Source organism: Paenarthrobacter sp. AT5, assembly GCF_032764245.1.
Taxonomy (GTDB): domain Bacteria; phylum Actinomycetota; class Actinomycetes; order Actinomycetales; family Micrococcaceae; genus Arthrobacter; species Arthrobacter ureafaciens.
Genome location: NZ_CP136441.1, coordinates 259753 through 284628, shown reverse-complemented (window position 1 = coordinate 284628; position 24876 = coordinate 259753). Strand labels below are relative to the sequence as shown.

Annotated in this window: 21 protein-coding genes and 1 pseudogene; 7 read left to right on the top strand and 15 right to left on the bottom strand. The window is 63.4% G+C overall.

The genetic code is table 11. The features are described 5' to 3' along the window. Positions 1–30 precede the first annotated feature (30 nt). The 7 genes and pseudogenes from RI444_RS01390 to RI444_RS01360 form a co-directional block, all read right to left on the bottom strand. Positions 31–1908, bottom strand: coding sequence for an IucA/IucC family protein (locus RI444_RS01390; RefSeq protein ID WP_207605235.1), 1878 nt, complete (start codon positions 1906–1908; stop codon positions 31–33). Next, on the bottom strand, positions 1905–2495 hold the full coding sequence (locus RI444_RS01385) for a GNAT family N-acetyltransferase (protein ID WP_069696034.1): 591 nt from the start codon (positions 2493–2495) through the stop codon (positions 1905–1907). Before RI444_RS01385 ends, RI444_RS01390 begins: the two co-directional genes overlap by 4 nt. Further along, on the bottom strand, positions 2492–3826 hold the full coding sequence (locus RI444_RS01380; protein WP_207605236.1) for a lysine N(6)-hydroxylase/L-ornithine N(5)-oxygenase family protein: 1335 nt from the start codon (positions 3824–3826) through the stop codon (positions 2492–2494). The genes RI444_RS01385 and RI444_RS01380 overlap by 4 nt, the downstream gene beginning before the upstream one ends. Further along, positions 3823–5386 (bottom strand): annotated as a pseudogene (locus tag RI444_RS01375) (pyridoxal phosphate-dependent decarboxylase family protein). The gene RI444_RS01380 and the pseudogene RI444_RS01375 overlap by 4 nt, the downstream one beginning before the upstream one ends. Positions 5387–5573: 187 nt before the next feature. Further along, complete coding sequence (locus tag RI444_RS01370; protein ID WP_021471268.1) at positions 5574–5990, bottom strand: hypothetical protein; 417 nt, start codon at positions 5988–5990, stop codon at positions 5574–5576. Then, entirely contained in the window at positions 5987–9172 is a 3186-nt protein-coding gene (locus RI444_RS01365) for a hypothetical protein (protein WP_242703171.1), read from the bottom strand. Before RI444_RS01365 ends, RI444_RS01370 begins: the two co-directional genes overlap by 4 nt. 381 nt (positions 9173–9553) lie before the next feature. Then, the gene (locus RI444_RS01360) at positions 9554–11167 is read right to left on the bottom strand and encodes a sigma-70 family RNA polymerase sigma factor (RefSeq protein ID WP_031216163.1); all 1614 of its coding nucleotides are present in this window, start codon (positions 11165–11167) and stop codon (positions 9554–9556) included. A 139-nt stretch (positions 11168–11306) separates the two neighbouring features. Between RI444_RS01360 and RI444_RS01355 the strand changes: the two genes are divergently transcribed. Next, the gene (locus tag RI444_RS01355) at positions 11307–11909 is read left to right on the top strand and encodes a hypothetical protein (protein ID WP_021471271.1); all 603 of its coding nucleotides are present in this window, start codon (positions 11307–11309) and stop codon (positions 11907–11909) included. Positions 11910–11912: 3 nt separating this feature from the next. Here the strand turns inward: RI444_RS01355 and RI444_RS01350 are convergent, their stop codons facing one another. Next, complete coding sequence (locus RI444_RS01350) at positions 11913–12269, bottom strand: GNAT family N-acetyltransferase (protein WP_021471272.1); 357 nt, start codon at positions 12267–12269, stop codon at positions 11913–11915. After that, on the bottom strand, positions 12266–13606 hold the full coding sequence (locus RI444_RS01345) for an acyltransferase family protein (protein ID WP_207605237.1): 1341 nt from the start codon (positions 13604–13606) through the stop codon (positions 12266–12268). The genes RI444_RS01350 and RI444_RS01345 overlap by 4 nt, the downstream gene beginning before the upstream one ends. Before the next feature lie 169 nt (positions 13607–13775). Here RI444_RS01345 and RI444_RS01340 point away from each other — a divergent pair, with 169 nt between their 5' ends. Continuing rightward, positions 13776–14195, top strand: a complete 420-nt coding sequence (locus RI444_RS01340; RefSeq protein ID WP_031216166.1) for a VOC family protein — start codon at positions 13776–13778, stop codon at positions 14193–14195. Positions 14196–14209: 14 nt separating this feature from the next. On the opposite strand, the gene RI444_RS01335 is transcribed toward RI444_RS01340, so the two are convergent. From RI444_RS01335 to RI444_RS01315, 5 genes are all read right to left on the bottom strand, one after another. Then, entirely contained in the window at positions 14210–14602 is a 393-nt protein-coding gene (locus RI444_RS01335; protein WP_021471275.1) for a DUF1304 domain-containing protein, read from the bottom strand. Between the two features lie 55 nt (positions 14603–14657). Continuing rightward, positions 14658–15533, bottom strand: coding sequence for a class II fructose-bisphosphate aldolase (locus tag RI444_RS01330; protein ID WP_021471276.1), 876 nt, complete (start codon positions 15531–15533; stop codon positions 14658–14660). Next, complete coding sequence (locus tag RI444_RS01325; RefSeq protein ID WP_021471277.1) at positions 15533–17002, bottom strand: GntP family transporter; 1470 nt, start codon at positions 17000–17002, stop codon at positions 15533–15535. The genes RI444_RS01330 and RI444_RS01325 overlap by 1 nt, the downstream gene beginning before the upstream one ends. Before the next feature lie 141 nt (positions 17003–17143). Continuing rightward, positions 17144–18043 (bottom strand): NAD(P)-dependent oxidoreductase, encoded by a 900-nt coding sequence (locus tag RI444_RS01320; RefSeq protein ID WP_021471278.1) that lies wholly within the window; start codon positions 18041–18043, stop codon positions 17144–17146. Positions 18044–18066: 23 nt separating this feature from the next. Further along, a complete protein-coding gene (locus RI444_RS01315) occupies positions 18067–19581 on the bottom strand; it encodes a four-carbon acid sugar kinase family protein (RefSeq protein ID WP_410510794.1) in 1515 nt (504 codons plus the stop codon). Positions 19582–19702: 121 nt separating this feature from the next. On the opposite strand from RI444_RS01315, the gene RI444_RS01310 reads away from it, so the two are divergent. Continuing rightward, positions 19703–20506 carry an alpha/beta fold hydrolase gene (locus tag RI444_RS01310; protein WP_207605239.1) on the top strand — a complete coding sequence of 268 codons (804 nt, stop codon included), beginning with the start codon at positions 19703–19705 and terminating at the stop codon, positions 20504–20506. A gap of 71 nt (positions 20507–20577) precedes the next feature. Beyond that, entirely contained in the window at positions 20578–21279 is a 702-nt protein-coding gene (locus tag RI444_RS01305; RefSeq protein ID WP_069696024.1) for a FadR/GntR family transcriptional regulator, read from the top strand. A 73-nt stretch (positions 21280–21352) separates the two neighbouring features. On the opposite strand, the gene RI444_RS01300 is transcribed toward RI444_RS01305, so the two are convergent. Next, complete coding sequence (locus RI444_RS01300) at positions 21353–22324, bottom strand: AraC family transcriptional regulator (protein WP_242703172.1); 972 nt, start codon at positions 22322–22324, stop codon at positions 21353–21355. Between the two features lie 161 nt (positions 22325–22485). On the opposite strand from RI444_RS01300, the gene RI444_RS01295 reads away from it, so the two are divergent. The 3 genes from RI444_RS01295 to RI444_RS01285 all read left to right on the top strand — a co-directional run bounded on the left by RI444_RS01295 (position 22486) and on the right by RI444_RS01285 (position 24872). Then, positions 22486–22641: a hypothetical protein gene (locus RI444_RS01295; protein WP_021471283.1), complete on the top strand. Its 156-nt coding sequence runs from the start codon at positions 22486–22488 to the stop codon at positions 22639–22641. 145 nt (positions 22642–22786) lie between these two features. After that, on the top strand, positions 22787–23575 hold the full coding sequence (locus tag RI444_RS01290) for an SDR family oxidoreductase (protein ID WP_207605241.1): 789 nt from the start codon (positions 22787–22789) through the stop codon (positions 23573–23575). Positions 23576–23633: 58 nt separating this feature from the next. Continuing rightward, complete coding sequence (locus RI444_RS01285) at positions 23634–24872, top strand: styrene monooxygenase/indole monooxygenase family protein (RefSeq protein ID WP_207605242.1); 1239 nt, start codon at positions 23634–23636, stop codon at positions 24870–24872. Positions 24873–24876: the final 4 nt, after the last annotated feature.

Sequence of the window (24876 nt, the reverse complement as noted above, 5' to 3'; positions counted from 1 at the left end):
TAATGACAATGTTGGCGCGGCGGATTGTCATTAAGTGTCAACTCGGCTCAGGGCGAGGGGACGAAACGAGGTACAGGCGAACTTTGCCAGAGGATTGGCCAAACGTCCCGCCATTTGGAGGCCCCCGGAGGGATCGGAGATATCCAGCATGTGCTGGTTGTTCCGCAACTGCAGCCTGTTGAGGCAGGACAACTCGAAGTCCGGGGCGAAGAGGTCGTGCCTGTCGAACTGATCGGCGAGTTCGGGGTGGCGGGCCTGGTATTCCCGCAGCACCGATGCAGCAGTCCCCCAGAACTCGTCTTCGCGCATCGTTCCGTCCTCAACGAGGATCGCGGAAAGGAAGCGGAAGATGCAGTCGAAGACGTCCGTAAAGATTGCCAACACCATCTGTTCGGCCGGGATCTCTGCCTTGATGCGGGAAACTTCCCCGGGCAGTTCCAGCCTGTCCCCCATCACCACGATTTCCTCGGCAATGTCCTTCATGATCGCCCGCACCGGTACGCCGTCCTCAAGGATCAGGATCACGTTCTCGCCGTGCGGCATGAATGCGAGCTCGTAGTTGTAGAGGCAGTGCACCAATGGCACAAGGTACGCGTCGAAATAGCGGCGCAACCATTGCGTGGGCTCCAGCCCGGAGCGCGCAATCAGCGACGAAACCATCGAGGCGCCGGAAGCATCGACGTGCAGCAGGGATGCCATGGTTGCCAACTGCTGGCCATCCTTAAGCAATGGCAGGGGACTTTCCCTCCACAGGGCAGAGAGCATCTTCCGGTACGGCGAATCCTTGGCCGACGCAGCCTCGAAATAGTCGTTGCGGTAGCCGATCGCCGCACTTTCCTTGATCATGGCCAAGCCCCGGTCCTGGAGCTCCTGGTCTTTGGTGATCAGTTCCTGCAGCCAGTCGTTGATGGCCGGCGTGGCCTTCATGTACTGCGGCGACAACCCTCGCATGAAGCCCATGTTCAGCACGGACATCGCGGTCTTCACGTAGGCCTTCCCGGGCGAGGTGGCGTTGAAGAACGTCCGGATGGACTGTTGGGCCTGGTAAGAATCCTCGCCATGGCCAAGGTGCACGATGTGTTGCTGTGCGATTTCCGCAGCAAAAGTCACAGTGAGTTTGTTGTCCCATTGCCAGGGGTGTACCGGCATGAAGAAGTAGTCCTCGGGATCCAGCCCTGAGGCTGAGAGCCCCGCGTTGAACCAAGCCACGGTAGCCGGGCCCAATTCCGCTTCAAAGTGCGCCTTGTAGTCCAAACCGGCACTCGACGTGAACACGGCCTTGGACCGATGGACCGCGATCCACTGCAGCTGGACGGTAGCCCCGGCCTCGGGTGCAAAAGCGTGGTAATCCTCAATACCAAAACCCAACCGCCCGTTGTTGGCCACGAAACAGGGGTGGCCCTCGGCCATGCTGTGCTCGATTGCCTGGAAGTCAGCCGCAACATCCGAGCCACCCGTCACGCCGGCGGCCAGTTCAACGGACCCGAAGGGTTTGCCCTGCTTGTACGCGTGGCCGGCCAGGGTGCTGCTGATCTCTTCCAGATACACCGGCAGCATGTCCATCCCGATGCCGAGCGTTTGGTGGAACTCGGCAATGAAATCCAAGGCATCCAGCGGCAGCTTCCCGCCATCCCCGTGCCGGCCGATCGAGTCCGGGAGCACGGACCAGTGCTCCAGTTCCAAGACCCGGGCGCGGAAGCGGTACTCCACTGAACCGTCGTCGCTCACCACCTTGTAGAGACCAATTCCGTCCGCCTCTTCGCGGATGAGTTCGGGAACAAGGATGCGTTCATGCGAGAACTCTGCGAGCGCTTTGCGGACCAGGTGCCTGTTGGCAACGGCCCAACGCTCCGGCGTCAGGTGGGCAACCGGCGACTGTGCTGTTGCGGCCTCGGCTGTGCTTGTCACTGGGTTTCTCCTTTGGTCGCCGCGGCGGGCACGGCCGGAATCGGGGTCAGGGTGGCGAGAAAGTCCTCGCGGGTACAGAAGCTAAGGAGCCCCTGCTTGTGGTCCTCAGCAGGGTCGACGGCGGGAAGAGTCACCACGCCGTGCGGGCGGAAGCCCACCTTCTGGTTGAGGAGATGGATCTTGTGGTTCCGGGCATCAGGCTCGACGACGACCCGCCGGGTTGCGGGATCATCGAAGAGTTCTGTCATCACGGCTTGCATGACGGACGTGGTGAAGCCGGATTGAGGGGTTCCGCTCGGCGGCGATACCAGCAGGTGCATTCCCACGTCCCCGGGCTGTACTTCGTAGACGTCCGCCAACGGGGACGCTTCCGGAAGGTACCGTTCCATGAGGAAGGCGGGCACACCGCCGTCGAGCCCCAGGAATGCCTGGTGGTGTCCGGAGGCGGCGATGCCTGAGTACTCCTCAACAACGTCCTGTTCCGTGCATCCGGCCATGCCCCAGAACCGCGCGTACTCCCGGCTCACCCAGCTGTGGAGGACGGGTGCATCGGCTACCGGATCGACGGGACGGAACGTGAACCTCATACACGTGCCCCTACGGTTTCGGCCTGCACTGCGGCAGGTGCGCCAAACTGCTGGAAAGCGATGCTGCGCTCGATCGGGTAGATCTCCCGGCCCGTGATTTCACGCAGGATGCAGGAATTGCGGTACGCGGCCATGCCGAGGTCCGGGGTAACGAAGCCGTGGGTGTGGAGTTCCGCATTCTGTACAAAGATTTCGCCGGGTTCGACGCCGGTCCCGTAGTTACGGTCGACGTCGAACCGCCCTTTGTGGTCACGGCGGAGGCGGTCTTTGATGCCGGCCAGGAATGCCGGTTCCCTGTAGGCATAACCGGTGGCCAGCACCACGGCTTCGGACTCCAGCTGGTAGTCGCGTCCGTGTTCCTCGTGGCGGAGCTGAAGTGTATGGGTCCTCCTGCCCGCATCCCATTCGGCAGCGTTCAGTGCAGAATGCGTATGCAGCCGGGTGTCCACCATCCCGGAAAGGCTCTTGGTGTACAGGAGGTCATAGATATCGTCGATCAGGTCCGAGTTGATGCCTTTGTAGAGGTTTTTCTGGTTCCTGATCAATGAGTCACGCTGCTCGGACGGCAGGGAGTGGAAGTAGTCCACGTACTCCGGGGACGTCATTTCGAGCGTTAGCTTGGTGTACTCCAAGGGGAAGAAGCGCCCGGACCGCGTGACCCAGTTGAGTTGATAGCCGTGGACGTCGATTTCCTGGAGCAGTTCGTAGTAGATCTCGGCCGCGCTCTGTCCGCTGCCCACGATCGTAATGCTCCGTTTGGATTGCACCTCACTCTTCCTCGACAGGTACTCGGCGTTGTGGAGGACGAGTCCCCCGCCGTCGACTACCCCTGCACAGGACGCTGGAATGTACGGCGAGGTACCCGTGCCGAGGACCAGCCGTCGGGCGCGAAGCACCTCAGCGCCATCCGGGCCCTGCACCGAAAGCCGGTACACGCCGTCGTCGTAGGCCACATCCAGCACATCCGTGCCAAAACGGACGGAATCGAGCTGGCCGGCTACCCACTGGCAGTACTGGTTGTACTCGGCGCGGAGCGGGTAGAAGTTCTCCCTGATATAGAAGCGGTACAGGCGCCCTGTCTGTTTCAGGAAGTTCAGGAACGAATACGGCGACGTCGGATCGGCCAAGGTTACGAGGTCGGCCATGAAGGGGACCTGCAGGTGTGCAGGCTCGAGCATCATGCCTGGATGCCAGTCGAACGAGTCCCGACGCTCAAGGAACACGCAGTCCAGCTCCTCCACGGGTTCACTCAGCGCGGCCAGACCCAGGTTGAAGGGCCCGACGCCGATTCCCGCGACGTCGTAGATCCTGCCTTTGTCCGGGGTGCTCATGCAGCGGCCTCCGTCGTGTTCGCGAGCAGGCCGGCGCCCGTCCGGCGGATGAGTTCGATGATTTCCTGGATATCCCCCAGGGATGCTTCAGCATTGAGCAGGGTGAATTTGAGGTAGTGATGCCCTGCCACCTTGGTGCCGGCCACTACGGCTTCACCCGACGCGAAGATTGCTGCGCGGATGGCCGGGTTGAGAAGGTCCGCGGCATCGTCGTTCACGGCGACTCCATCCACGAACGGGCGGTAGCGGAACACCAGGGTGCTGAGCTGCGGTGCGGCAGCCAGTTCGAATTCTGCATCCTCAGCCACCAGTGTGCCCACGCGGCCAGCGAGCTCGATCGCCTCGTCGAACAGCACGCCGATAGCGTCCGCCCCCATGATCCGGAGTGTCAGCCAAAGCTTCAACGCATCGAAGCGGCGGGTGGTCTGGATGCTCTTGTCCACCTGGTTGGGAATGTCGGCTTTGGCCGCACTTTCCGGATTCAGGTAGTCGGCGTAGTAGGTGACATGGCCGAGCATGGCACCGCGCCGGACCAGCACCGCGCTGGAACTGACCGGCTGGAAGAACGTTTTATGGAAATCGACGGTCACCGAGTCGGCCACGTGGATGCCGTCAAGAAGATGCCGGTACCTGCGCGAGACGAGCAATCCTCCGCCGTAGGCAGCGTCGACGTGGAGCCACGAATCGTAGGCCCGGACGAGCGCCGACACCTCGGCAAGCGGATCCACCGAACCGAAGTCGGTGGTCCCCGCAGTGGCCACAACCGCCATGGGCACCAGCCCGGCATCGTGCGCTTCCGCCAGGGCTGCCGCCAGCGCAGCGGGATCCATGCGGTGGTCTTCGGAGGTGGGAACCGCGATCACCGCGTCGAATCCGAGGCCGAGCATGGAGGCCGACTTCTGGATGCTGAAGTGACTGTCTGCGGAGGTGAAGATGCGGAGGCGATCCAGCAGGTGCGGCAGGCGCACTTCGGGGCTGGTCGCACGGAGTTTGGCCACCGCCTGGTTGCGCGCGATCAACAGCGCCTGGAAATTTTGACTGGCTTCCACCGGAGGTAAACACGCCGTCGGCCTCTGCGGAGAAACCAATCCGCTCAGCAGTCCAATCGATGAGGCGGCGTTCGATCATGGTGGCCCCGGCACTTTGGTCCCAGGTGTCCATGGACGAGTTCACGGCAGAAAGGACTGCTTCGCCCACAAGTGCCGGAATGACCACGGGGCAATTCAGGTGGGCCGCGTATCGGGCGTCGTGGAAGTAGATGGCGTCCTTGAGGTAGAGGTCGTCGAGCTCGTCGAGGGCTGCAGCCGTATCCGGCAGGGGACGGTCCAGGTCCACGGCTTCCACTTTCGCCTTCAGCGCTGAAGGTGCGACGCCGGTGAACGGCCGGGCGGTTCTCTGCACTTTTGTGGAAACAGCGTTGACGCCCTGCAGAACCTGCGCCACATAATTGGGCGAATTTCGCGCGTTGAACAGCTGGCTGGTGGCAGCGAGAGCCAGCTCCACTTTGGAGCCGAAATCCTGCTCCTGAGCTATCCGCTCCTCGACAGTTGGTGACGTCACGTCAGCTTCCTTCCGTTGCACTAGTTAGCATAGGCAAACCTTACTTAGGTTTACCTTAACGTCAAACTCTTGTGACCTAATTGCTTCAGAAGTCAAAGAAAAGCGGCTGCCCGGAGGGTGATCCGGACAGCCGCTTCCAGCGCCGCACAGGCCCCACTGCAAGAGCCCGCGCTTTTGAGCAGCGCGGCTACAGCACGCTGGCTCCGAGGACGCACTTGGCCTCTGTCCCTGGCTTGGCGATTTCAGCTTCAACCGACCAATCCAAAGCCTTCCCCGGCTGCGCACCCGTGAACGATCGCTCGCCGCGTGCCAGTACTGCCGAGGTTGCCGGGTCCACCCAACTCACCGAGACCTTGACGGTGCCCTTGATTCCGTCCGGCGGAGTCACTATCCCCTTGGCTGTCACTTTGCCGGTGGCGGTATCACAGGAAGTCATCTTGGCGGCTTCGATGATCCCGGTGCCCGGGTTCGCCGGCTTTGCCTCACCAGTAGTAGCCGCTTGCGTTGTAGTGTTCGACGGCGACTGGCCGCCGCTTCCAGACGAACAGCCGGCAAGCACTGCCGACATGAGTAGCGCTGTCATGCACGCGACTGACTTCTTCATGGACGTGCTGCCTGCTTCTTACGGCGTCCCACAAGGAACAGGACCAAGCCAGCGCCAACTATCAGAACACTGATGGGTAGCACGGTGAGGACAACACCTGTGAAGGCCAGCGGTTCTTCAGCCCGGTCCGGACCCGTCGCCTCCGTCGTCGGGAAGTTGATCACAACGTTTGCCGGCGGCGTTGACACCAGACTTCCCGTTGTCGAACCTGCCGACGCCGTGGCCGTATTGAACACTTGGCCGGCATTAATGTCCGCCTGGGTGATCGCATAAGTCGCCTTGGCAGTGACCGTCTCACCCGGGTTCAGCACGCCGGGAGTTCCAGGCCAGCGGTGATCCAGCGCGGACAAACCGGGCATCGCGTCCCGGATGGCGACGTCCGTCAGGACAACGTTGCCGGTGTTCTTCGCCGTGAAGTTGAAGGTGATAATGTCACCGACCTTCGCGGGATCTCCGATGGCGGAACCGTCAGCGGTCTTGAAGAACGCAAAACCCGCGTCTGGAGACAACGGAGTGTCGGTGCCGGCAGCTGGCGGTGCAACTACGGGACCCGTAGGTGGCGTTCCCGTGGTGGTCGCCAGGTTGGCGACGTGACCGGCGTCGATATCCCCCTGCGTGACCGTGTACGTTGCCTCTGCCGTGACCGACTCGCCCGGGAGCAACTCCCCCGGGGTGCCCGGCCAGACGTAGGTCAGAGCCGACAATCCTTCCATTTGGTCATCAATCGACACTTTGTTCAGCTTCACGTTGCCGTTGTTCTTGGCCGTGAACCGGTAGACGATGTGATCGCCCACGCGGGACGGTCCATCAGATGCCGCGGCCGTGGCTGTCTTGCTGAATTCCATCGCCGGGGCAGAGGTCAACGGGGTATCCGTTACTCCCGGAGGAGGCGTCACAGCGGGACCTGCGGGCGGAGCACCAGTGATCGTGGCCGAGTTGACCACGTGGCCAGCGTCGATGTCCGCTTGGGTGATCGCGTACGTGGCCTTCGCCGTGACCGACTCGCCCGGGAACAACTCCCCCGGGTTGCCCGGCCAGTTGAAAACCAACGGGGACAACCCAGCCATCGGATCATCGATCGTCACATCAGTCAGCTTCACGTTTCCGGTGTTCCTTGCGGTGAACGTGTACGTGATGACGTCACCAACAACGGCCGGTTTGTGGATCGCCGAAGTATCCGCCATCTTGCTGAACTGCAACGCCGGAGCCTTGGTCAACGGAGTATCCGTACCCGACGGCGGCGTCGTTAACGGAGGCCCGGTAGGAGGATTACCAGTAGCTACCGCTGAGTTGGCAACGTGACCGGCGTCGACGTCGGCCTGTGTGATCGCATACGTTGCCGTCGCTGTGACAGTCTCGCCCGGAAGCAGCGTTCCGGGAGTTCCGGGCCAAGTGTAAACCAACGGCGAAAGGCCGGCCAGGGGGTCGTCAATGACTACGCCCGATAGCGCGACGTTACCGTTGTTCGCGGCCGTGAACGTGTAGCTAATCACGTCACCAACCTGCGACGGGGACTGTATCCCGGACGGGTTGGCCATCTTGGTAAACGTCAACTGAGGGGCCTGAACGGCTGTGTTGGTCAGCACGCAACTGATATCCGCCCCGGCCACCGGAACCAACTCCAACGAACCACCGAAGGCTGCCCGGCGAGGCAGGCCTGTCTGCAAACCGTTGGCATCCGTGCAACTAATGGCCTTGGCGTATCCCGACAGGTTGGGGCCCGACTCGGTGAGATAGTACGTACTACCGGCGTTGGCCACATACTGACCCGTAACCCCGGTACCAGCCGAGACGGCAGCGCCCGAGCCGGTGGTGGTTGAGTTAGCTGTGTTATTGACCACCGTTCCCGTGGCGGAGCCCTCACGGATTTCAACCGTGAACTGGTCTGCGGCTGCCGTTCGTTCAGCGCCCAGTGCTTTGCTCAGTGCCAGGCGGGGAGCGCGGACCACCAGACTGGCGTCCGCCGGCGGGTTCAGGTTGGTCGCGATGTTGGCAGGACCGTTGACGTACGTGCCTTCGGCCGCGGCGGTGACATCCACCGTGATAGTGCAGGACACCATTCGGGAGGCCAGATCTCCGCCGGTCACCGTTATGACGTTGCCGCCGGGATTGGCCGTCGTCAGGAACGGGTCGGTTCCCGGCGCCTGGACGCAGGTTCCGCCGAGGTTCGGCACATCGGCCACGACGACGCCGGCCGGGAGCGTGTCCGTGATGGTCCAGTCGCTCTTGGCATTGAGTTCATCGGTGTTGGTGACTGTCAGGGTGAGGGTGGACGTCCCGCCCGGACCGATAAGGCCCGGGGTAAAGGACTTGTCCAACTGCGGCGTGACATCAACCAAGCGCACGTTGTCAAAGGCACCGTCGTTGCCGTCGGTGGTTCCATTCGTATTCCACATCTCCAGGCCCAGCGACTCGGTGGTTGCCTGGAAGGCAACGTCGGAGGTCATGGAATTGATGCGGACCGACTTGGTCACAGTGCCGAAGACGCCGCCGACGTTGCTGGTTACTTCTTGCTCGGATGAGGTGACATTGGGATCCGTTGTCGATTGGCAGCCGTTGAGGGGAGCGCCGATTAGTGTCACGTTTCCGAGTTCGTCGCTCCGTGCGAATTGATAGGAGGGGTCCCCCGCCGGCAAGCCACAGTTCATGTACGCCGTATCCACACCGAACGTGTAGTAGTGACCGGGAGCCACTGCGATAGGCGCCGCTGTTTTGAACATGAGACCGTCGGTGGGCCCCGTGGGGAGGGTATCGCACGTGCCACTCGATGTGCTGGTGGACCGGCACTCGGTGTACGAGCTGTTTACATGGTTCGTGGCGGGCGAGTTGGGCGTGAATTCCTGGCCCATGGCCAGCGCCAGCATGCGCAGGAACTGGTAGCTGCGAACACCGCTGGAATCGGCACAACGGTTGTTCGTGGCTGTACCGGCGCTTCCGGAGACGGCCCAGGCGGGTGTGGTGGTGTTGTCATGGCTCAGGATGACGCCGTTGCATCGAATCCCGTTGATCCGTTGAGGCGACCCCGTGTACGTCTGTCCTGAGGCCCCGGTGTAGGCGGTTGATCCGGAGGCGGAATAGGACTGGGCTCCAAGCGCGGTGTCATCCGTCCCATTTTCGAAGTCCTCGTTGAAGACAACGGTGCCGGATTGTGCGACACCCGGCGCCCCTGGGGTTGTTGCCAAGGCTGATGACGCTAATGCACCACCCAGCCCCATCGAAAAGACAGCTGTGGCGAGCACACTTGCCAGCAGCTTCATGGGTAAGGAATGTCTCACGGGCTCGCTTACTTCTCCCGGCCATGAGAAGTCCTCTCCGCTGGGTCGGAGCGGACTTCACGGCTCCGGCATTGCGGTGGTTGCACACCACCTGGCAAGCGCCGGTTTCGGGAGACTCGTGTCGCCGAAAGCTGCGGCATACTTCAGCAGTAGAGACCGACAGTCGGCTCACCACTTATCTGTGGGCGCAAGACAGCTTTCGTGTCGCGAATTTCGAAGTTTTTTTGGTTAATTCAGCCAACCCACGAGGTGATGGCATGTCTGGCGGCCGGATTCGCGAGGCACTGGCTAATGAAAGGCGTTGCTGAATGTCTTGGTGACGATGCCCTGGCCGCCGAACTGGTAATGCAGGGTGCCCCGGTCCGCGGCTACCGGCATGGCGACCACAAGTTTGAAATCAAGGCCGTGAGGATCAAGAGCAGGAGTTGCGCACCGGATCTGCCGGCTGTTTTCCGCCGCGCTGGAACATGTCCACCCTGCGGGGCTGGTGGTCTTGCCGGCAACAAACGTGGCTTGGTCCGGCAGGCTGAAGATTGCCTCGGCGGATTCCGCAGCCCCGTTGTCCATCAGCGAGAACACGAGGTTCAGTTCCCTTTCCGTGGGATTGGAACCGCGAACCGCGGTGAAAGTCGCGTCAACGGTTCGGGCAGCCGCGGCTGAGGCCGCGTTCGAAGGTGCGGGCCTCGATGTCGAAAGAACAACCGGTGAGTCCACAACCGATGCCGCCCTTGGAGCAGCGGGCGCAATCGGGACCACGACGACGGCGGGCCGCGGAGCCGGGGACGCCGCAGGTTCCGTGGGGGCCGCCGCAGGAGGGACCGACGTCGGGGTGGCAGCCGGCGGTTCGGCGCGGCCGGAAGGCGTGGCGGAAGGCTCGACGACCGCGGGCGGTGCTTCTGTCGCGGAGTCCGGTGCGGCCGTCGTCTCGGAACCGGTGGGGACCAGCGCAGCAGCCAGCCCGGCAATAGCGAGGGCTCCCGCCACCACCGCGGCGGTGATCTTTCCCGGGCTCCCGGACCTCCGGGCATCACTGGAAGCCGCTGCTACAGACGTCCCTCCGGGAAGGGGTGCTGTCCCCGACAAGTAGGCCGCCACGACGTCGGGAGTGAAGGCAACACCCGTGAGCAGCGGGAACAGGAGCGTGCGCATGCCGCTTTGAATGTCGTTGAGTTCCACGAGCAAGGCGGTGCATTTGGCACAGCCGGCCAAGTGCGCGTCCACTTTTTCGCGGGTAGTGCGCTTCAAGGCGTTCCGCGCATACTTCCCCAACTGGCTGGAGAACTCTGCGCACCCGTCGTCGGGTGATCCGCCGATGTGGAACTGAAGGTACGCCTGCCGCAGGCCCTCCCGCGCCCTGAGGGCAAGTGACGACACGCCGTTCGGGCTCAACCCGATGAAAGGAGCCGCAGCCGCCGGTTTCAAGCCTTCAATGTCGACGTGCCACAGGACTGCCTGCCAGCGCTCGGGCAATGACCTGAACGCCTTGGCCATGACGGCTGACTCGAATTCATTGATGATGCGGTCTTCATCTATAACGACGGAGTCCAGAACGCCGTTGTCACCCGCAACCGGCACTCGGCGCGACTTGCGGTTCCGGTCGTGGGCTGTGCGCCGAACGACGGTGAGCAGATAGGATCGGAAGTACTCTTTGGGGCCTTTGCCCTCAGTCAACGACTGGTAAATGGAAGCGAAGGCCTCTGCCACGACGTCGTCCGCATCGCTGAAATTGTCAGCCTGCGTCCGCGCGACATAGAGGGCTGCGTTCAAGTGGCGCCGGTACAGGACATCGAAGGCTTCCTGGCTGCCTTCCCGCACCAGGGCGATCGCCTGGGGGTCGGTGTAATCATCCAACGCCAAGGTCGGGGCACCACCGTCACCCCCGACCTCCGATACTTGATCCACAAACAATAGTGTTACATCAGATTGCGGGCCACTTGAAACAAGATGCGTAACCGGATAATACGATCGCGTCATCTGCGTCACGATTCGCCCCTAAGGCCCACTAAGGGGAATATCACGCCCCCAAGTGGATCGAGGATCAATGGACCTCCGCGGTAACCGCCACACGCTGAAGCTCGTCCGCGCCCTGAATCAAGGCACGCCGGGACGGCCGGAAAAGGTTGCGAGAGGCCTGCCCGGACGGCGTTCCGGAGCCTTGATCCGCAAGAAGCATGCCGGCCGGGTGGCGCTCCTTTACAGGGCTGACAGGGCGCACGCCGTCCCGGGCGATACGGTCATCTTCACCGCATGGGTCACCAATGACTCACGCAGCCACCTAAGGCAAGTGCGCCTCATTCCGCGATCCTTCACCAACGAGGGCATGGACTCGCTCAACTACACCTCCAACCCCGGATCCGAGGAGCTGGAGGTACCAAGCCTGGAGCCGGGCCAGACCATGATGAGGACTTTCTCGTACAGGGTCACTGATGCGGACCACCTCCACGGAGGCAGCCTGATCAGTGCGATGCAGGTGCAAGCTACATGCCGCGGCGAAATTATCGCCGACGAACACGACGCCATCGTTTCGCTCAACGGAGCGCCTACGGGATGGATGTCCGGTCCAGCGCGCCCGGAGGTGGCCTATCGCCCTTCCAGCCGCGGTTCTTCCCTCAAGCCCCGCCGACGTCCCGGGCGGTTGGGTTAGGGCCTACTCGTTGTCCGGTTCCCCCACCGGCTTCTCCGCCGGCCAGTCGACGTCCAGCTCGTAACCCTCGTGCTTCTGCAGGTAGGCAGCGATATACGGGCAGTGGGGAATGATGCGCTTTCCGGATGCCACCACGTCGTCCAGCGCAAAGTGCGCCAGAACCTTGGCCAGCCCCTGGCCCTTGAACTGGGGCTTGGTCTCCGTGTGCGTGAAATCGATGTGACCGGGCCGGTTGATGAACTGGGCAATCACCGCCAGTTCACCGTCGACACGCAGCTCGTAGCGGTGGAATTGGTCGTTGCGCACTGTGGTCACGCCAGCGCGGAACGAGTCTGCCAAGGAGTCGGTTTGCTCGGTCATGATTCGAGATTGGCACGTAAACCCTGCTCTGGCAATGCGGAGAGTTGGTGGTTCCGCTCGCCGGAAGCTCCCACCGGAGCCGGCGGCAGCACCGGCGTCGGAACCCTGCCAAGCAGCAGGACCGCGAGCGCGAAGCAGGCAGCTCCGCCACCCAGCAGCGCCAGCGTCAGGCCGTTGAACGCGGCGTCAGCGACGGGAACAAAAACGACGACGGCGGCAGTTACCACTGCGATCCTGGAGGGGCCCCGGGCGTGACTGGCCGCCGTCGGACGGTCCTCGAGGCGTCCAAGAAGCGCGACGGTAGGTAGCAAGAGGCCCACGACCGCGCAGAACACGGGGATCCGCGCCCACCACCATTCGGCAGTGCCGGCTGAAGGCTTTGGAAAGTCGGTCAGCAACAGGAGCGCGGACATGCCCACAAGGAGGGGAAGATGCCACAGGTAGACCGTCATGGAACGGCGACCGGCAACAGCAACGACCCGCTGCACCCAGCGTACGGAGCCGAGCCAGCGCACACCGGGCCGGAGCAGCTGAAGCGTTGCCGCCTGGGATACGCCCAAGAGCAGCAGGCACAGGTTGGGCGGGTTGATGTTCACCACCATATTGCCTGGATAGAGGCCCACCCCGGTGGCAAGCCCGAGCAGGAGGTTGCTGAAGACCGCCATCCCGAGCAACCACGGACGGCTGCGATGCTCAAAATAGCCGTCCACCATGAAGAAGCCCAGTTGCTGCACCGCGCACCAGACAAAAATCAGGTTGGTGAAGGCCAGCAAGGGGATGGCGCCCCTCAAGGAATCGACGGCGATGATCAGGGCAACGAGCGCCCCGAAGGTCGCCAGCGGGTGCCGGTCATGGAGACGGGCCAGCAGGGGGATGCTGAGCTGCGCGGTCAGGAACGCCGCAAGGAACCAGAGCGGCATTGCGGCGCCTGTAGTCATCAGCTGGATCACTTGCGGATGGACGCCCAGCAGCAGTGCCGCCCACAGCACCGCCCACATTAGGGCCAGCAAAGCCATGGCAGGCCGGACCAACCGCAGGAGCCGGAGCTGTGCGAAGTCAAAGCCTGTGCCACCCCGCGCTTTCAAGCGCCGCCATGACTGCAGCCCGGTGACGCCGCCCAGGACGAAGAACAGAGGAACAATCATCAGGAGCCACACCACCGGCGTGAACCACGCTTGCTCCATGAGGGTGTTCTCAGTGGTGACTGTTCCGTCCCGGTGCAGTACCGGGCTGACCATCATGCAATGGGCCACTACCACCAAGAGCAGGCAGACAAAGCGCACAAGGTCGATTGCCGGGTCGCGCTGCGCAGGTTGACTCTGCCTTGCCCTTTCCATGGCTCTCCCTAGGATGCATGCTCTGTGGTGCTACACCATTGTCCGCCCGAGCGGTTGGTGGGACCAGAGTCCGGGGGGCTGCCGTTGTGGAGGGACGGCTCATGATCCTTGTCCACAAAACGTGGACCAAGTCTGGACGGAGCCACCTGCAACCGGCAGGATCAAAGCCATGACAACTTCCATTTTTGTGAACCTGCCTGTCAGCGACCTCGAGGCGTCCAAGGCCTTCTACACCGCACTCGGATACACCATCAACCCGAACTTCACGGATGAAACCGCAGCCTGCGTGGTTTTCAGCGACACGATTTACACCATGCTCCTGACGCACGACAAGTTCTCCCAGTTCACCAAGCAACCCATCGCCGACACTCACAACTCGACGGCGGCCATCGTTGCGCTTTCGGCCGACAGCCGTGAAGCTGTGGATGCGCTTGCCACCAAAGCATTGGAAGCGGGCGGTACGGAAACCTATGACGCCCAGGACCTCGGGTTCATGTACAGCCGCGCATTCCGGGACCTCGACGGCCACCACTGGGAAGTCTTTTGGATGGACCAAGCCGCAGCCCAGGATGGTCCGCCCGCGTCCTAGCGGCAAGGACTTCTCTACGGCAGCAGGAGGGCCACAATCCCGAGCACGACGGCGAGCAGCGGGGTTGTGCCTTGAAGCACCGCGGCGCGAAGGTACTTCCGCCCGCTGGCCGCGAGGACCAGGGCCGCCAGCAGCATGGATCCGCACGAGCTGAACACGAGGGTCCAGCCAACCTGCGGAGCCCCGGCCCAGACGGCAACAATGCCTGCCAGAGCCCCGACTGCGAGGAAGAGGTTGTAGAAGCCCTGGTTGTACGCGAGCGGTTTGGTGGTTACGGCGTCCGCCTGCGATGTGATGCTGAAGCGTTTCCAAGTGGCCGGCTTGGTCCAGGTGATGGACTCCATGGTGAAGATGTAGACGTGCAACAACGCTGCCACCAGGGCAAAAATCAGGGAGGCCAGGATCATGAGTTGATCCTAGCCTCCCCTCGTCCCCGTTTGAGGACTGTTGGTGCGCTTGCCGTCAGGCGTTCAACATCGCCAGCGTGGCACCGGCGAACGACCATGCCGAGCCGTTCCAACGCGCCAGCAAGCCTTGCAGGTTCTCGCCGTCCGCACGGTGCGCCGCGGTCTCAGCCTCGAGCGTGGCGAGGATCCCGGTGCGGAGCTCGGTGTTGAAGTTCACCTTGCCCACCTGCATGGCGGACGCTTTGGAGAGCTCACTGGCTGGAATGCCGGACGCGCCATGGAGCACCAACGGAACATCGGTCCGGGCGGCGACGTCCTGCAGGACGTCCCAGCGGATGTTGGGCTCGCCCGTGTACTTTCCGTGCACGTTACCCACCGCAATTGCCAGCAACTGCGCGCCGGTTCGCCCGACGAAGTCGCTCACCTGCTCCGGATCCGTCAAACCCGCAACGGAAGGACCGGCGTCGGGGGCTTCACCCGAGGCGCCGAACGCCCGGTCCTCGTCCCCTGCCAAGCCACCCAGCTCCGCTTCAATGACGACGTCGGCATGGCCGTCGGCGTCGAGCATGGCACGGACTTCGCGAACCAGGGCGATGTTGTCCTCGTAGGCCAGGGACGAACCATCGGCCAGGACGGCGTCCGCACCGGCATTCACGGAGTCACGGATGACCTGCAGGTCGGAGGCGTGGTCCAACTGCACGGAGACCGGAACACCGGCATTGTCTGCCAGTCCCCGCAAGGCTGTAATGAGCCGCAGCCCGTTGGGCGTTGCCGCGGTTTTCGGGGCTACCAGCAGGATCACGCCTGACCGTGCTTCCTCGGCCGCCGAAACCACGGCCATGGCGGTGGTGAAGTCGTAGCACGTGAAAGCGGGAACGGCGGATCTGGCGGCCAGGGCAGAGCTGACCAGCTGGTCGAGTTGGGCACGCATCAGTGGCCCAGCCCGCCCACGAGGATCCACGCCACGTACGTCAGGGCGAAGCCGGCCAAGCCCAGGATGGTGGTGAGAACGGTCCAGGTCTTGAGTCCGTCGGACACGGTGAGGCCGTAGTAGCGGACCACGGTCCAGAAGCCAGCATCCGTAACGTGGGACAAGCCGAGCGAACCGAACCCGATGGCGATCACGATCACGGCGATCTGGGCCGGCGAGTAGCCGCCTTCCATGACCGCGGAGGTGAGCAGGCCCGTCGTCGTGACGATTGCGACGGTTGCCGAGCCCTGCGCGGCGCGGAGGGCGAGGGAGATGATGAAGCCGAGCACGATCACCGGCAGGCCAAGGCTGTCCAGGGTGTGGGACAGTGCGGCACCGATGCCGGACGTGCGGAGGACTTCGCCAAACACGCCACCGGCTGCAACAACCATGAGGATGGATGCGACGGGAGGAAGTGCGCCTTCGAAGATCTCTCCTGTTTCCTTCAGGGACCAGTGGCGGCGGACCGCCAGCAGGAAGAAGGACAAAGCAACGGCAACCAGAAGAGCGAAGAACGGGTTGCCGATGAACGACGCCACTCCGTACCAGTAGTTGTCCTTGGGGATGGTCAGCGTGCCGACGGTGCCAAGGAGGATCTGGACGATGGGAGCGGCGATCAGGAACATGATCAGGCCGGGACGCGGAGGAGCGATGGCGCGGGCTCCGGGCCCGTCGTGGCCTACGTGAACCAGGGTTTCGGCCGAGCCGAACTCTTCCACCTGTGCTTTGACGCCGGGGAGCAACTCGTACTCCTTGCGGTTCATGATGCTGGCAACCCAGTAGGACAGGAAGCCGAGCGGGACACAGATGATGAGCGAAATAAGCGTGATGAGTCCGATGTCGGCGCCGAAGACGCCGGCGCCGGCAACGATGCCCGGGTGCGGCGGGACGGCCACATGGATGGACAGCATGATGCCGGCCATGGGCAGGCCGAACTTAATCGGGTGCACGTTCGCGATCTTGGCGAAGGCGTAGACGATCGGGACGAGGACGATGACGCCCACTTCAAAGAACACGGGAATGGCAACAAGGAAGCCGACCGCGGTCAGCGCGATGGCTACCCGCTTGGCGCCAAGCTTCTCCGTGAAGTGCGTGGCCAGCGACTGCACGCCGCCGGAGACCTCGATCATGCGGCCAAGGATGGCACCGAGGGCGATCAGCAGCGCAACCTTGCCCATGGTGCTGCCCACACCCGTGGTCACCACCGTGAAGATGTCCTTCAGCGGGATCTGCGCCGCGACGCCTACAAGGATGCTGACGGCCAGGAGTGCGACGAATGCCTGGATCTTGAAGCGGATGATCAGCACCAGCAGCAGTGCGATGCCTGCAGCGGCGATGGTCAGCAGCAGCGGAGTACCCAGCTCCACTGCGGGTTTGATGGCGGGCGCGTCGGCCGCGCGAACCATCAAGGAGTTAATGAGGGGGTTCATTGGGGGAAATGTCTCCTATGACATACCGGTCCGGGGACCGGCGAAAGGTGGCGACGACGACGGAGGGGGGACCGCCGTCGTCGCGGGTTTTACTGAGGTGCTGAAGCGCCCATGCGGACGCTGGCGGGGTTGCGGCTCCGCTTAGGCGGTGCGCTTGGCGGGTGCCACAACCTTGATGACGGCGGAGTCGTCGGCAGCGGCGAGGCCCTGGGCCTGGCCGAGGAGGTAGAGCTGTTCGGCGGCGGCTGCGACGGGAGCAGCCAGGCCGGCGGCGCGGGTGGCCTTGCCGACGATTCCCATGTCCTTGACGAAGATGTCCAGGCGGCTGAGGACTTCGGCGCCTTCTTCAGTGTAGGCCTCCAGGATGCGCGGGCCGCGGTTGGAGAGCATGAAGGATCCCGCAGCGCCGGCTTCGAGCGCGGCGAGGGTCTTGGCTTGGTCAAGGCCAAGCGCGTCGGCGAGGGCCATGGCCTCGGCAGCAGCGGCAATATGGACGCCGCACAGGAGCTGGTTGACGGTCTTGAGGGCCTGGCCGTCACCGGGCTTGTCGCCAACGATGCTGAGGGTGGAGGCAAGGAGCTCAAGGGCAGGACGGGCCTTCCCGAGCGCCTCGGGCTCGGCGCCGACGACGATCAGGAGGTCGCCTTCCCCGGCGCGCTTCGGGCCACCGGACAGCGGGGCGTCAACAAGGGACACACCGTATTCGGCAAGCTTGGCCACCGTTGCCGGAATGGCCTCGGTGCCCACGGTGCTGCCGAGGATCACGACGGCGCCCGGCTTCAGGACGGGAGCCACGCCGTTCTCACCGAACAGGACGTCGTTCAGCTGCTCGCCGTTGCGGACCGCCAGGAGCAGGGCGTCCGCGCCTTCGGAGGCTTCGCGGGCAGTGCTGAAGGTCTTGATGCCTGCCGCGGCGGCGAGATCCAGGCGGGCTTCGGCGATGTCGAAGCCGTGGACGGTCAGCTCGGATGCAAGGCGGGTTGCCATCGGCAGGCCCATGGCACCCAGGCCGAGGACGGTAACGGTGTAGTTGCTGGTCATGATGTTCTCCGTTGAAGGTGTTTCTAGAAAGTGCTGCTGAGTTTGCGGGTGACGTGGGCCAGTGACTGGTCGTCGCCCACGTTGCCGGCGAAGACGATGTACGGGATGCCCTTCGCGGGGCCGTCCACGGGTTCCCAGAGGGAGACGATTCCGGGAAGCATCGGCCCCCGGACAATCGCGTGGCGGATTTCCAGGCCGTGCGCTGCAACGTCGGAGGAAGTGATGCCGCCCTTTGCGATGACGAAGCGCGGCGGGAAGGTCTTCAGGGTCCGGTTCACGACCGATACGACGGCGGCAGAAACAGTGCGGGCGATCTTCAGGCTCGCTGCGGGATCGTCGGTCTTGATGAGCAGGCGGCTGGTGTGGACAATGACGTCGCCTTCCCGGAGGGCATCGACGACGTCGCTGACCACTGTTGCGATGTACTGCTCAGCTTCCGCTGCTGTTTTGGTTTCGGCAACGAGTCTTTCCACGTCGATCTCGATGATGCGGGCGCTGCTGTGTTCGCTGGTGAGGACGTTGAGTTGGCGGGTGGTCAGGCCAACGTGTGAGCCGACCACAATCAGGCCCCCGGCGGTGGAGGGTGTGTTGCCGGCGTAGGCCTCTTCTCCAGTGAGGGCCTCGCGGATCTCCTGGCCGATGCGGCCACGGACGAACGGCGGGCCAACGCGGTAAAGGAGCTTCTTGCCGCGGCGTTCCGCTTCTTCCAGGCCGAGGGCCAGCGCACGGAAGTCATTCTCGGTGACGATGTCCGCCACAATCGGGGTGGAGTCGGTGGCCGGCTCGATGGCGTCGGCGATCGCCTTGGCTGAGATGGCGGGATCCTGTGCCGAGGCACCGGCGCGGATGATGTTCAGGTCCAGGACAATCACGTCCTCCGCGGGGAAGCGTCCCTGTGACTTCTCCTCCACATACTTGGCCATCCGGGAATTCGAGAACCCGAACGTGGCGTCCTTGGCGAATTCGGTCTCAGCAACCGGGGTGAGTGAGCCGGCGTCGTCCCCGGAGCCGCGCATGTAGTGCACGCCGCCGATGGTGACGCGGCCGGCGTCGGGGAAGGCGGGAACAATCACGACGCCGTCCGTGGCACCGCCCGTTTCTGCAGCCACGGTTGCGGCGATGACGTCAGGCTCCAGCGGGTAGTGGCCGCGAAGGGTGGAGTCGCTGCGGCTCACGAAGCCTAGGGTCACGTCGCCGGCAGCTGCGGCAAGGGCGTTGCGGACGACCTCCTCATTACGCGCCGCCGCCTCGGCCGGGTCCAGGCTGCGGGTATTCGTCAGGACGTAGACGGCGGGCTTGGTCTGGTTCCGGCGGATGTGATCGAAGGCCCACGTGAAATCTTCCACGTCCCAGCGGGTCAGCACCGCGAGGTCGGCAACGGACTGGGTACCCGTGGGGTCGTCGTCCAGGACAACCAGGATGCGGGGGCTGTTCGCCGAGGACGCTGCAACGGCGTCGGCCACCAGCTGCGCAGGGATCTGAACTTCCGCCGGGAAGGCGGCCAGGACTTCGGCTTCAGGGATCACGGAACACTCCATCGTGGGAAATCTAAGCGGCAATGATTGTGAATGTAAGATGTCAGACATCTAACATTTCAATGCCAGTGTGACACAGCGCTCCTTACCGCGCAAGGCGATCACGCTGGCTAGGCTAGGGACCATGGCTGACATCGGGGTCCCGCCCTGCTTTGTTGACGTTCGCGAGCCCTCCGAGGCCCCGAACAACCAGCCCCCTGCAGTCCTGATCCATGGCTGGGCATCCGGCTCGGCTTACTGGGAGCCCTTGGCCTCGAAGCTTGTGGAGCGCGGTCAGACCGTGTGGATCCTGGACCTCCCCGGTTACCACGCCGGCCAGGAACTTCCGCAGGACTTTGAGTGGACCTTGGAGACGGCTGCAGCATCGGTTGGAGCCACGATCGGGCGAATGACTTCCGGCCCCGTACACCTGCTGGGTCACTCCATGGGAGGCAGCATCGCCCTGACGTTGGCCGCAGCACGGCCGGACCTCGTGGCTACGCTGACGCTCGTGGGAATGGTGCCCGCGCCGCCCAACGCCGGTTTCCGCAACCTGATCCGGGAGCAGGTGGAGCAAGGACACTTCGACGCAGGGTTCGTCGGGAAGTGCATGAGGGCCTGGTACGGGGATCTCCCTGCGGAGGATCAAGAGAAGCTCAGCAAAGGCTTTGACCTGCCCTTCCGGGTCCTTGCCCCGAGCGCATTGGCGGCCATGACCGGCGTCGGGCCTTCAATACCCGGGCGCGTCCTGGCGCCCCTGCTGGTCATCGCCGGAGTGGGCGACCGCGTGCGTTCCATCGACCAGATGGCTGACTTTGCAGCGGCTGCTCCAGGCAGGCAGCTCAAAGCGGTGGAGAACGCGGGGCACAGCGTCCACTGGGAACAGCCGGAGGCATGCGCTGTGACGCTGATGGAGTTTTGGAAAACAAGCCGGCCACTGCCAGCGTAAGATGTCTGACAACCATCCTGCCCAAGGGGGAACCGCGGGATGGGAGATCGGAAGCAAGGAAAGGGGGACCCATGGCACGCAAGTCGCTGGTCGGCGTCGTTGCTGATGAGCTGCTGGACAGGATCGTCGCCGGCGAGTTTCCGCCCGGCACTGTAGTCCCGGGCGAGCTGGAGCTCAGCGCGCGCCACGAGGTGAGCCGCATGACGGTCCGCGAAGCCATGAAAACCCTTGAAGCCCAGAAGATCCTGAGTGTTGAACGCGGCCGGGGAACGTTCGTGAACCCCCTGAATCAGTGGACTTCACTCGAGGCCGTGCTGCGTGCGGCGTCCGAAGGTACCAAGGACGCGGCGGCCGCCATCCAGCTCATCGAACTCCGGCGCATGCTGGAGACCGGCGCTTGTGAGCTCGCCGCCGGCCGCATTTCGGACGAGGACCTCGAGGTCCTCAAGGATCACGTGGAGCAGATGCAGTCCGCCCATGAGATCAACGATGTTGCAGCGTTCGTCGAGGCCGACCTCGCCTTCCACGACGTCATTCTGCACGCCTCCGGCAACGTGTTCGTAGCCGTACTGTTCGAGCCGTTGCATCGCGTGCTCGAGGCCCGCCGCACGCAGACATCCGCGGTTCCCGAGATCCAGGAACACGCCATCAAGCACCACCGCAGCATCACCACGGCTCTGGAGTCCCGCAACGCCAACGACGCCCGGCTGGCCATGGATGAGCACATGCAGCAGACTTTGGACGATCTGAAGACGTACGTGCTGGAGGCCTAGCGCGTCACCGATCTGACTGGCAGCAGGGGTTGTTCTGAGGGCTCAGAGCAACCCCTAATGCCAGTCAGTTGGGCTAGCGGCGCAGACTCTCCGACGGCAATTCGCCGAATGTCTGCAGGTACAGCGCCGAGAACCGTCCTTGGTGGGTAAACCCGCACAGCTCGGCCACTGCGGTCACCGTTTGCTCCCTCGGATCGGCCTCCAAGAGCATCTCGCGGGCGCGGTCCAGACGGATCGACCGCAACAACTCCGACGGCGTAGCACCGCATTCGGCCCGGAGCGCCGTCTGCAGCGTGCGCACCGATACACCAAGGCACTCCGCGATGTCCGGCACTGTGAGTTCCTCGAAGGCATGCCGCTCCAACAGCTCGCGGCATTCCCTGACCAAGCGACTCTCCGTTTCCACATCCCGCATCCCCGGCTCCGGAGCTTCCATGGCCATCAGCAGCCGCGACATCATGCTGTCCGCCAGCAATCCCTGCACGAACGCAGGCGTGGCCGCTTGCGGCTTGCTGATCAGGTCATGGTGAAGTTCGACGACGGACCTCAGGAACGCCCTGCCGGCCGCGGTTGTGAGGTCCATGCCGTAGCCGAGCCCGCCTTTGGGCTCCAGGCCACCGTTGAGTGATGCGGCCACCCGTTCAAGCGCAGTCCGGCGAACATACACAATCAGGTGCGGGCTGCCCGCATCCCACGACATGCTGAAGGGGCGGTCAACAGGCGGGACGGAAGCCATACGCGGGGTTGATTCAACACTGGCTGACCCCACCTGCATGGAGGCGTGGCCCGCCAATGGGATCTGAACCAGATGGAAATCCTGCAGGCCCTCCGGCTCGATCCGCACATCGGCCCCGTAATCCAGGAACTCGATCCCTACATCCCCGCGGTGCAGCGAACGCAGCTTCATGTCCACGGCAGCCTTGCTGGCACGGGGCGCAAGTTCATGGCCGCAGAACAGCTCGGCAATTTTCGCGTGCGCCTCGTCAACATCCCTGGTGGCAGTCGTCGGCCGCCCACGCAAGACGTCGCGGGGAAGGATCCTCACCACATGGCACCTACCTAGGGTCTGGCTACGGCATTTCGCTTTCCGGATGATCCTTACGCCTGGCGGATATTCCGAACCTGAGCAGCTGCCTAAAGTCGCTCTTAGACCAAGTATGACGTACGTCATATTTCCGCAACAGCACTGAAGGGAGGTGAAACTCCGTGAAGAACATCAAGCTGGTTCACGACCGCCGCCATGAGTGGGAGCGGCACTTTGAGGCCTGGGAAAAGCAGCTGCGCACGCCGGAGGCAACGGTGACGTCCGCTCCTTGGGTTGGGTGGCTCGAGGAAGACGACGACCAGTACCCCGGCGATTGATTCCGCCTCCGTTGCGCATTCCGGATGACGTCCGCGCCAAGTGGATATTCCGGGAGGCCGGCGGCTACCTAGAGTCACTTCACAGCGAATATGAAGCACGCCACATTCGCTCATCAGCAGAATCCACAAAGGAGAGGGTTTGGCCATGTCAGGACTCGAAGGCAGGACCGCAGTGGTCACGGGCGGAGCAACCAAGGTGGGCCAAGGCGTTGTCACTGCGTTGCGCGATGCAGGAGCCACTGTGGTGGTAGCCGACATTGACCCCGACGGCGGTACGGTCACCAAGGCGCTCGGGGAAGGGATCCACTACTCCCACACGGATATCACGGACGACTCCGCCCTCAACGAGTTGATCGAGGAGACAGTGGTCCGCCACGGCGGCCTGGACATCCTGGTGAACCTGGCCTGCACCTACAAGGACGAAGGCGCAGGCTCCGGCCGTGAGGACTGGCTCGAGGCCCTCAACGTCAACCTGGTCAGCGCAGTAATGGCCGCCAACGCGGCCAGGCCGCATCTGGCAAAGTCCGGACACGGTGTGATCATCAACTTCACCTCCATTTCCAGTTCCGTTGCCCAGACCGGCCGCTGGCTCTACCCCGCCAGCAAAGCTGCGCTGGTCCAGGTCACCCGCAGCATGGCCGTCGACTTCGCCCCGGACAACATCCGGGTCAATTCGGTGAGCCCCGGCTGGGTATGGAGCAACATCATGGATTCCCTCAGCAACGGAAACCTCGACAAGACGGACGCTGTTGCCGCGCCTTTCCACGCCCTCAAAAGAGTGGGCCGGCCACGCGAAGTGGGTGACATCGTCGCCTTCCTGGCGAGTGACCAGGCCAGTTTCGTGACCGGCGCAGACTGGGCCGTGGATGGCGGCTATTCGGCACTGGGCCCGGAGCGCGCCGAAGAGACCATCCCCCTCCTGGCCGCCAACTAACCCCCAAAAATCCACCCGACCGCTTCGAAAACGTCCCCACCATAGAAGGGCAAGAACCATGACGCAACGCCACATTACGATCGTCGGCGCAGGCCAGTCCGGCCTTCAGCTGGGCATCGGCCTGCTGAACGCCGGCTACCAGGTAACCACCATTTCCAACCGGACGCCGGAAGAGATCCGGGACGGAAAGGTTGCCTCCAGCCAGTGCATCTTCCACAACGCCCTGGAGCACGAGCGGGCGTTGGGACTTGATTTGCGGCCCGATGCACCCACCGTTGACGGGATCTCGTTCACCGTCCCGCACCCCGAACTTCCGGGTGAGAAGGCCATCAGCTGGGCCTCGAGGCTGGACAACCACGCCCAGTCCATCGACCAGCGCGTCAAGTTCCCAAGGTTCATGGAGGAGTTCATCAAACGCGGCGGCGAGCTGGTGTTCGAGGATGCAGGCGTTGATGAGCTGGAATGCTATGCACTGAACTCGGACCTGGTGATCGTGGCCGCCGGCAAGGGCGAGATCGCCCAACTCTTCAGCCGGGACGCTGAACGCAGCACCTATGACACGCCCCAGCGCGCTCTGGCCCTCACCTACGTCACCGGCTTGAAGCCCCGCGAAGAGTACTCAGCGGTCTCCTTCAACCTCATCCCGGGCGTGGGCGAGTACTTCGTTTTTCCAGCACTGACCACCACCGGCCCCTGCGAAATCATGGTCTTCGAAGGCGTCCCGGGCGGTCCCATGGACGCGTGGAAGGGCCTTACTCCGGACGAGCACCTGGAAACGTCCAAGAACATCCTTGAGACCTTCCTTCCATGGGAAGCCGAACGGGCTACTGACGTCCATCTGACCGACCCCAACGGCATCCTGCAGGGCCGCTTCGCCCCCACCGTCCGCCACCCGATTGCCGCGCTCCCCAGCGGCAGGCAGGTACTTGGCCTTGCCGACGTCGTGGTTTTGAACGATCCCATCACCGGCCAGGGTTCCAACAACGCCAGCAAGTGCGCGGCGTCGTACCTGCAGAGCATCATTGAGCACGGCGACCGCCGCTATGACCCGGCATTCATGCAGGCCACGTTCGAACGCTATTGGGATTACGCCCGACACGTTGCACACTGGACCAATGCCCTGCTGGCTCCTCCCCCGCCGCACGTCCTTGAGTTGCTGGGCGCGGCAAACCAGGTTCCGGAAATCGCGCACCGCTTTGCCAACGGCTTCAACCACCCGCCGGAATTCCAGGAGTGGTTCATGTACCCGGACAAAGCCGAGGACTACCTCGCAGCCCTGGGTGCCAAGGTTTCCTGACCCC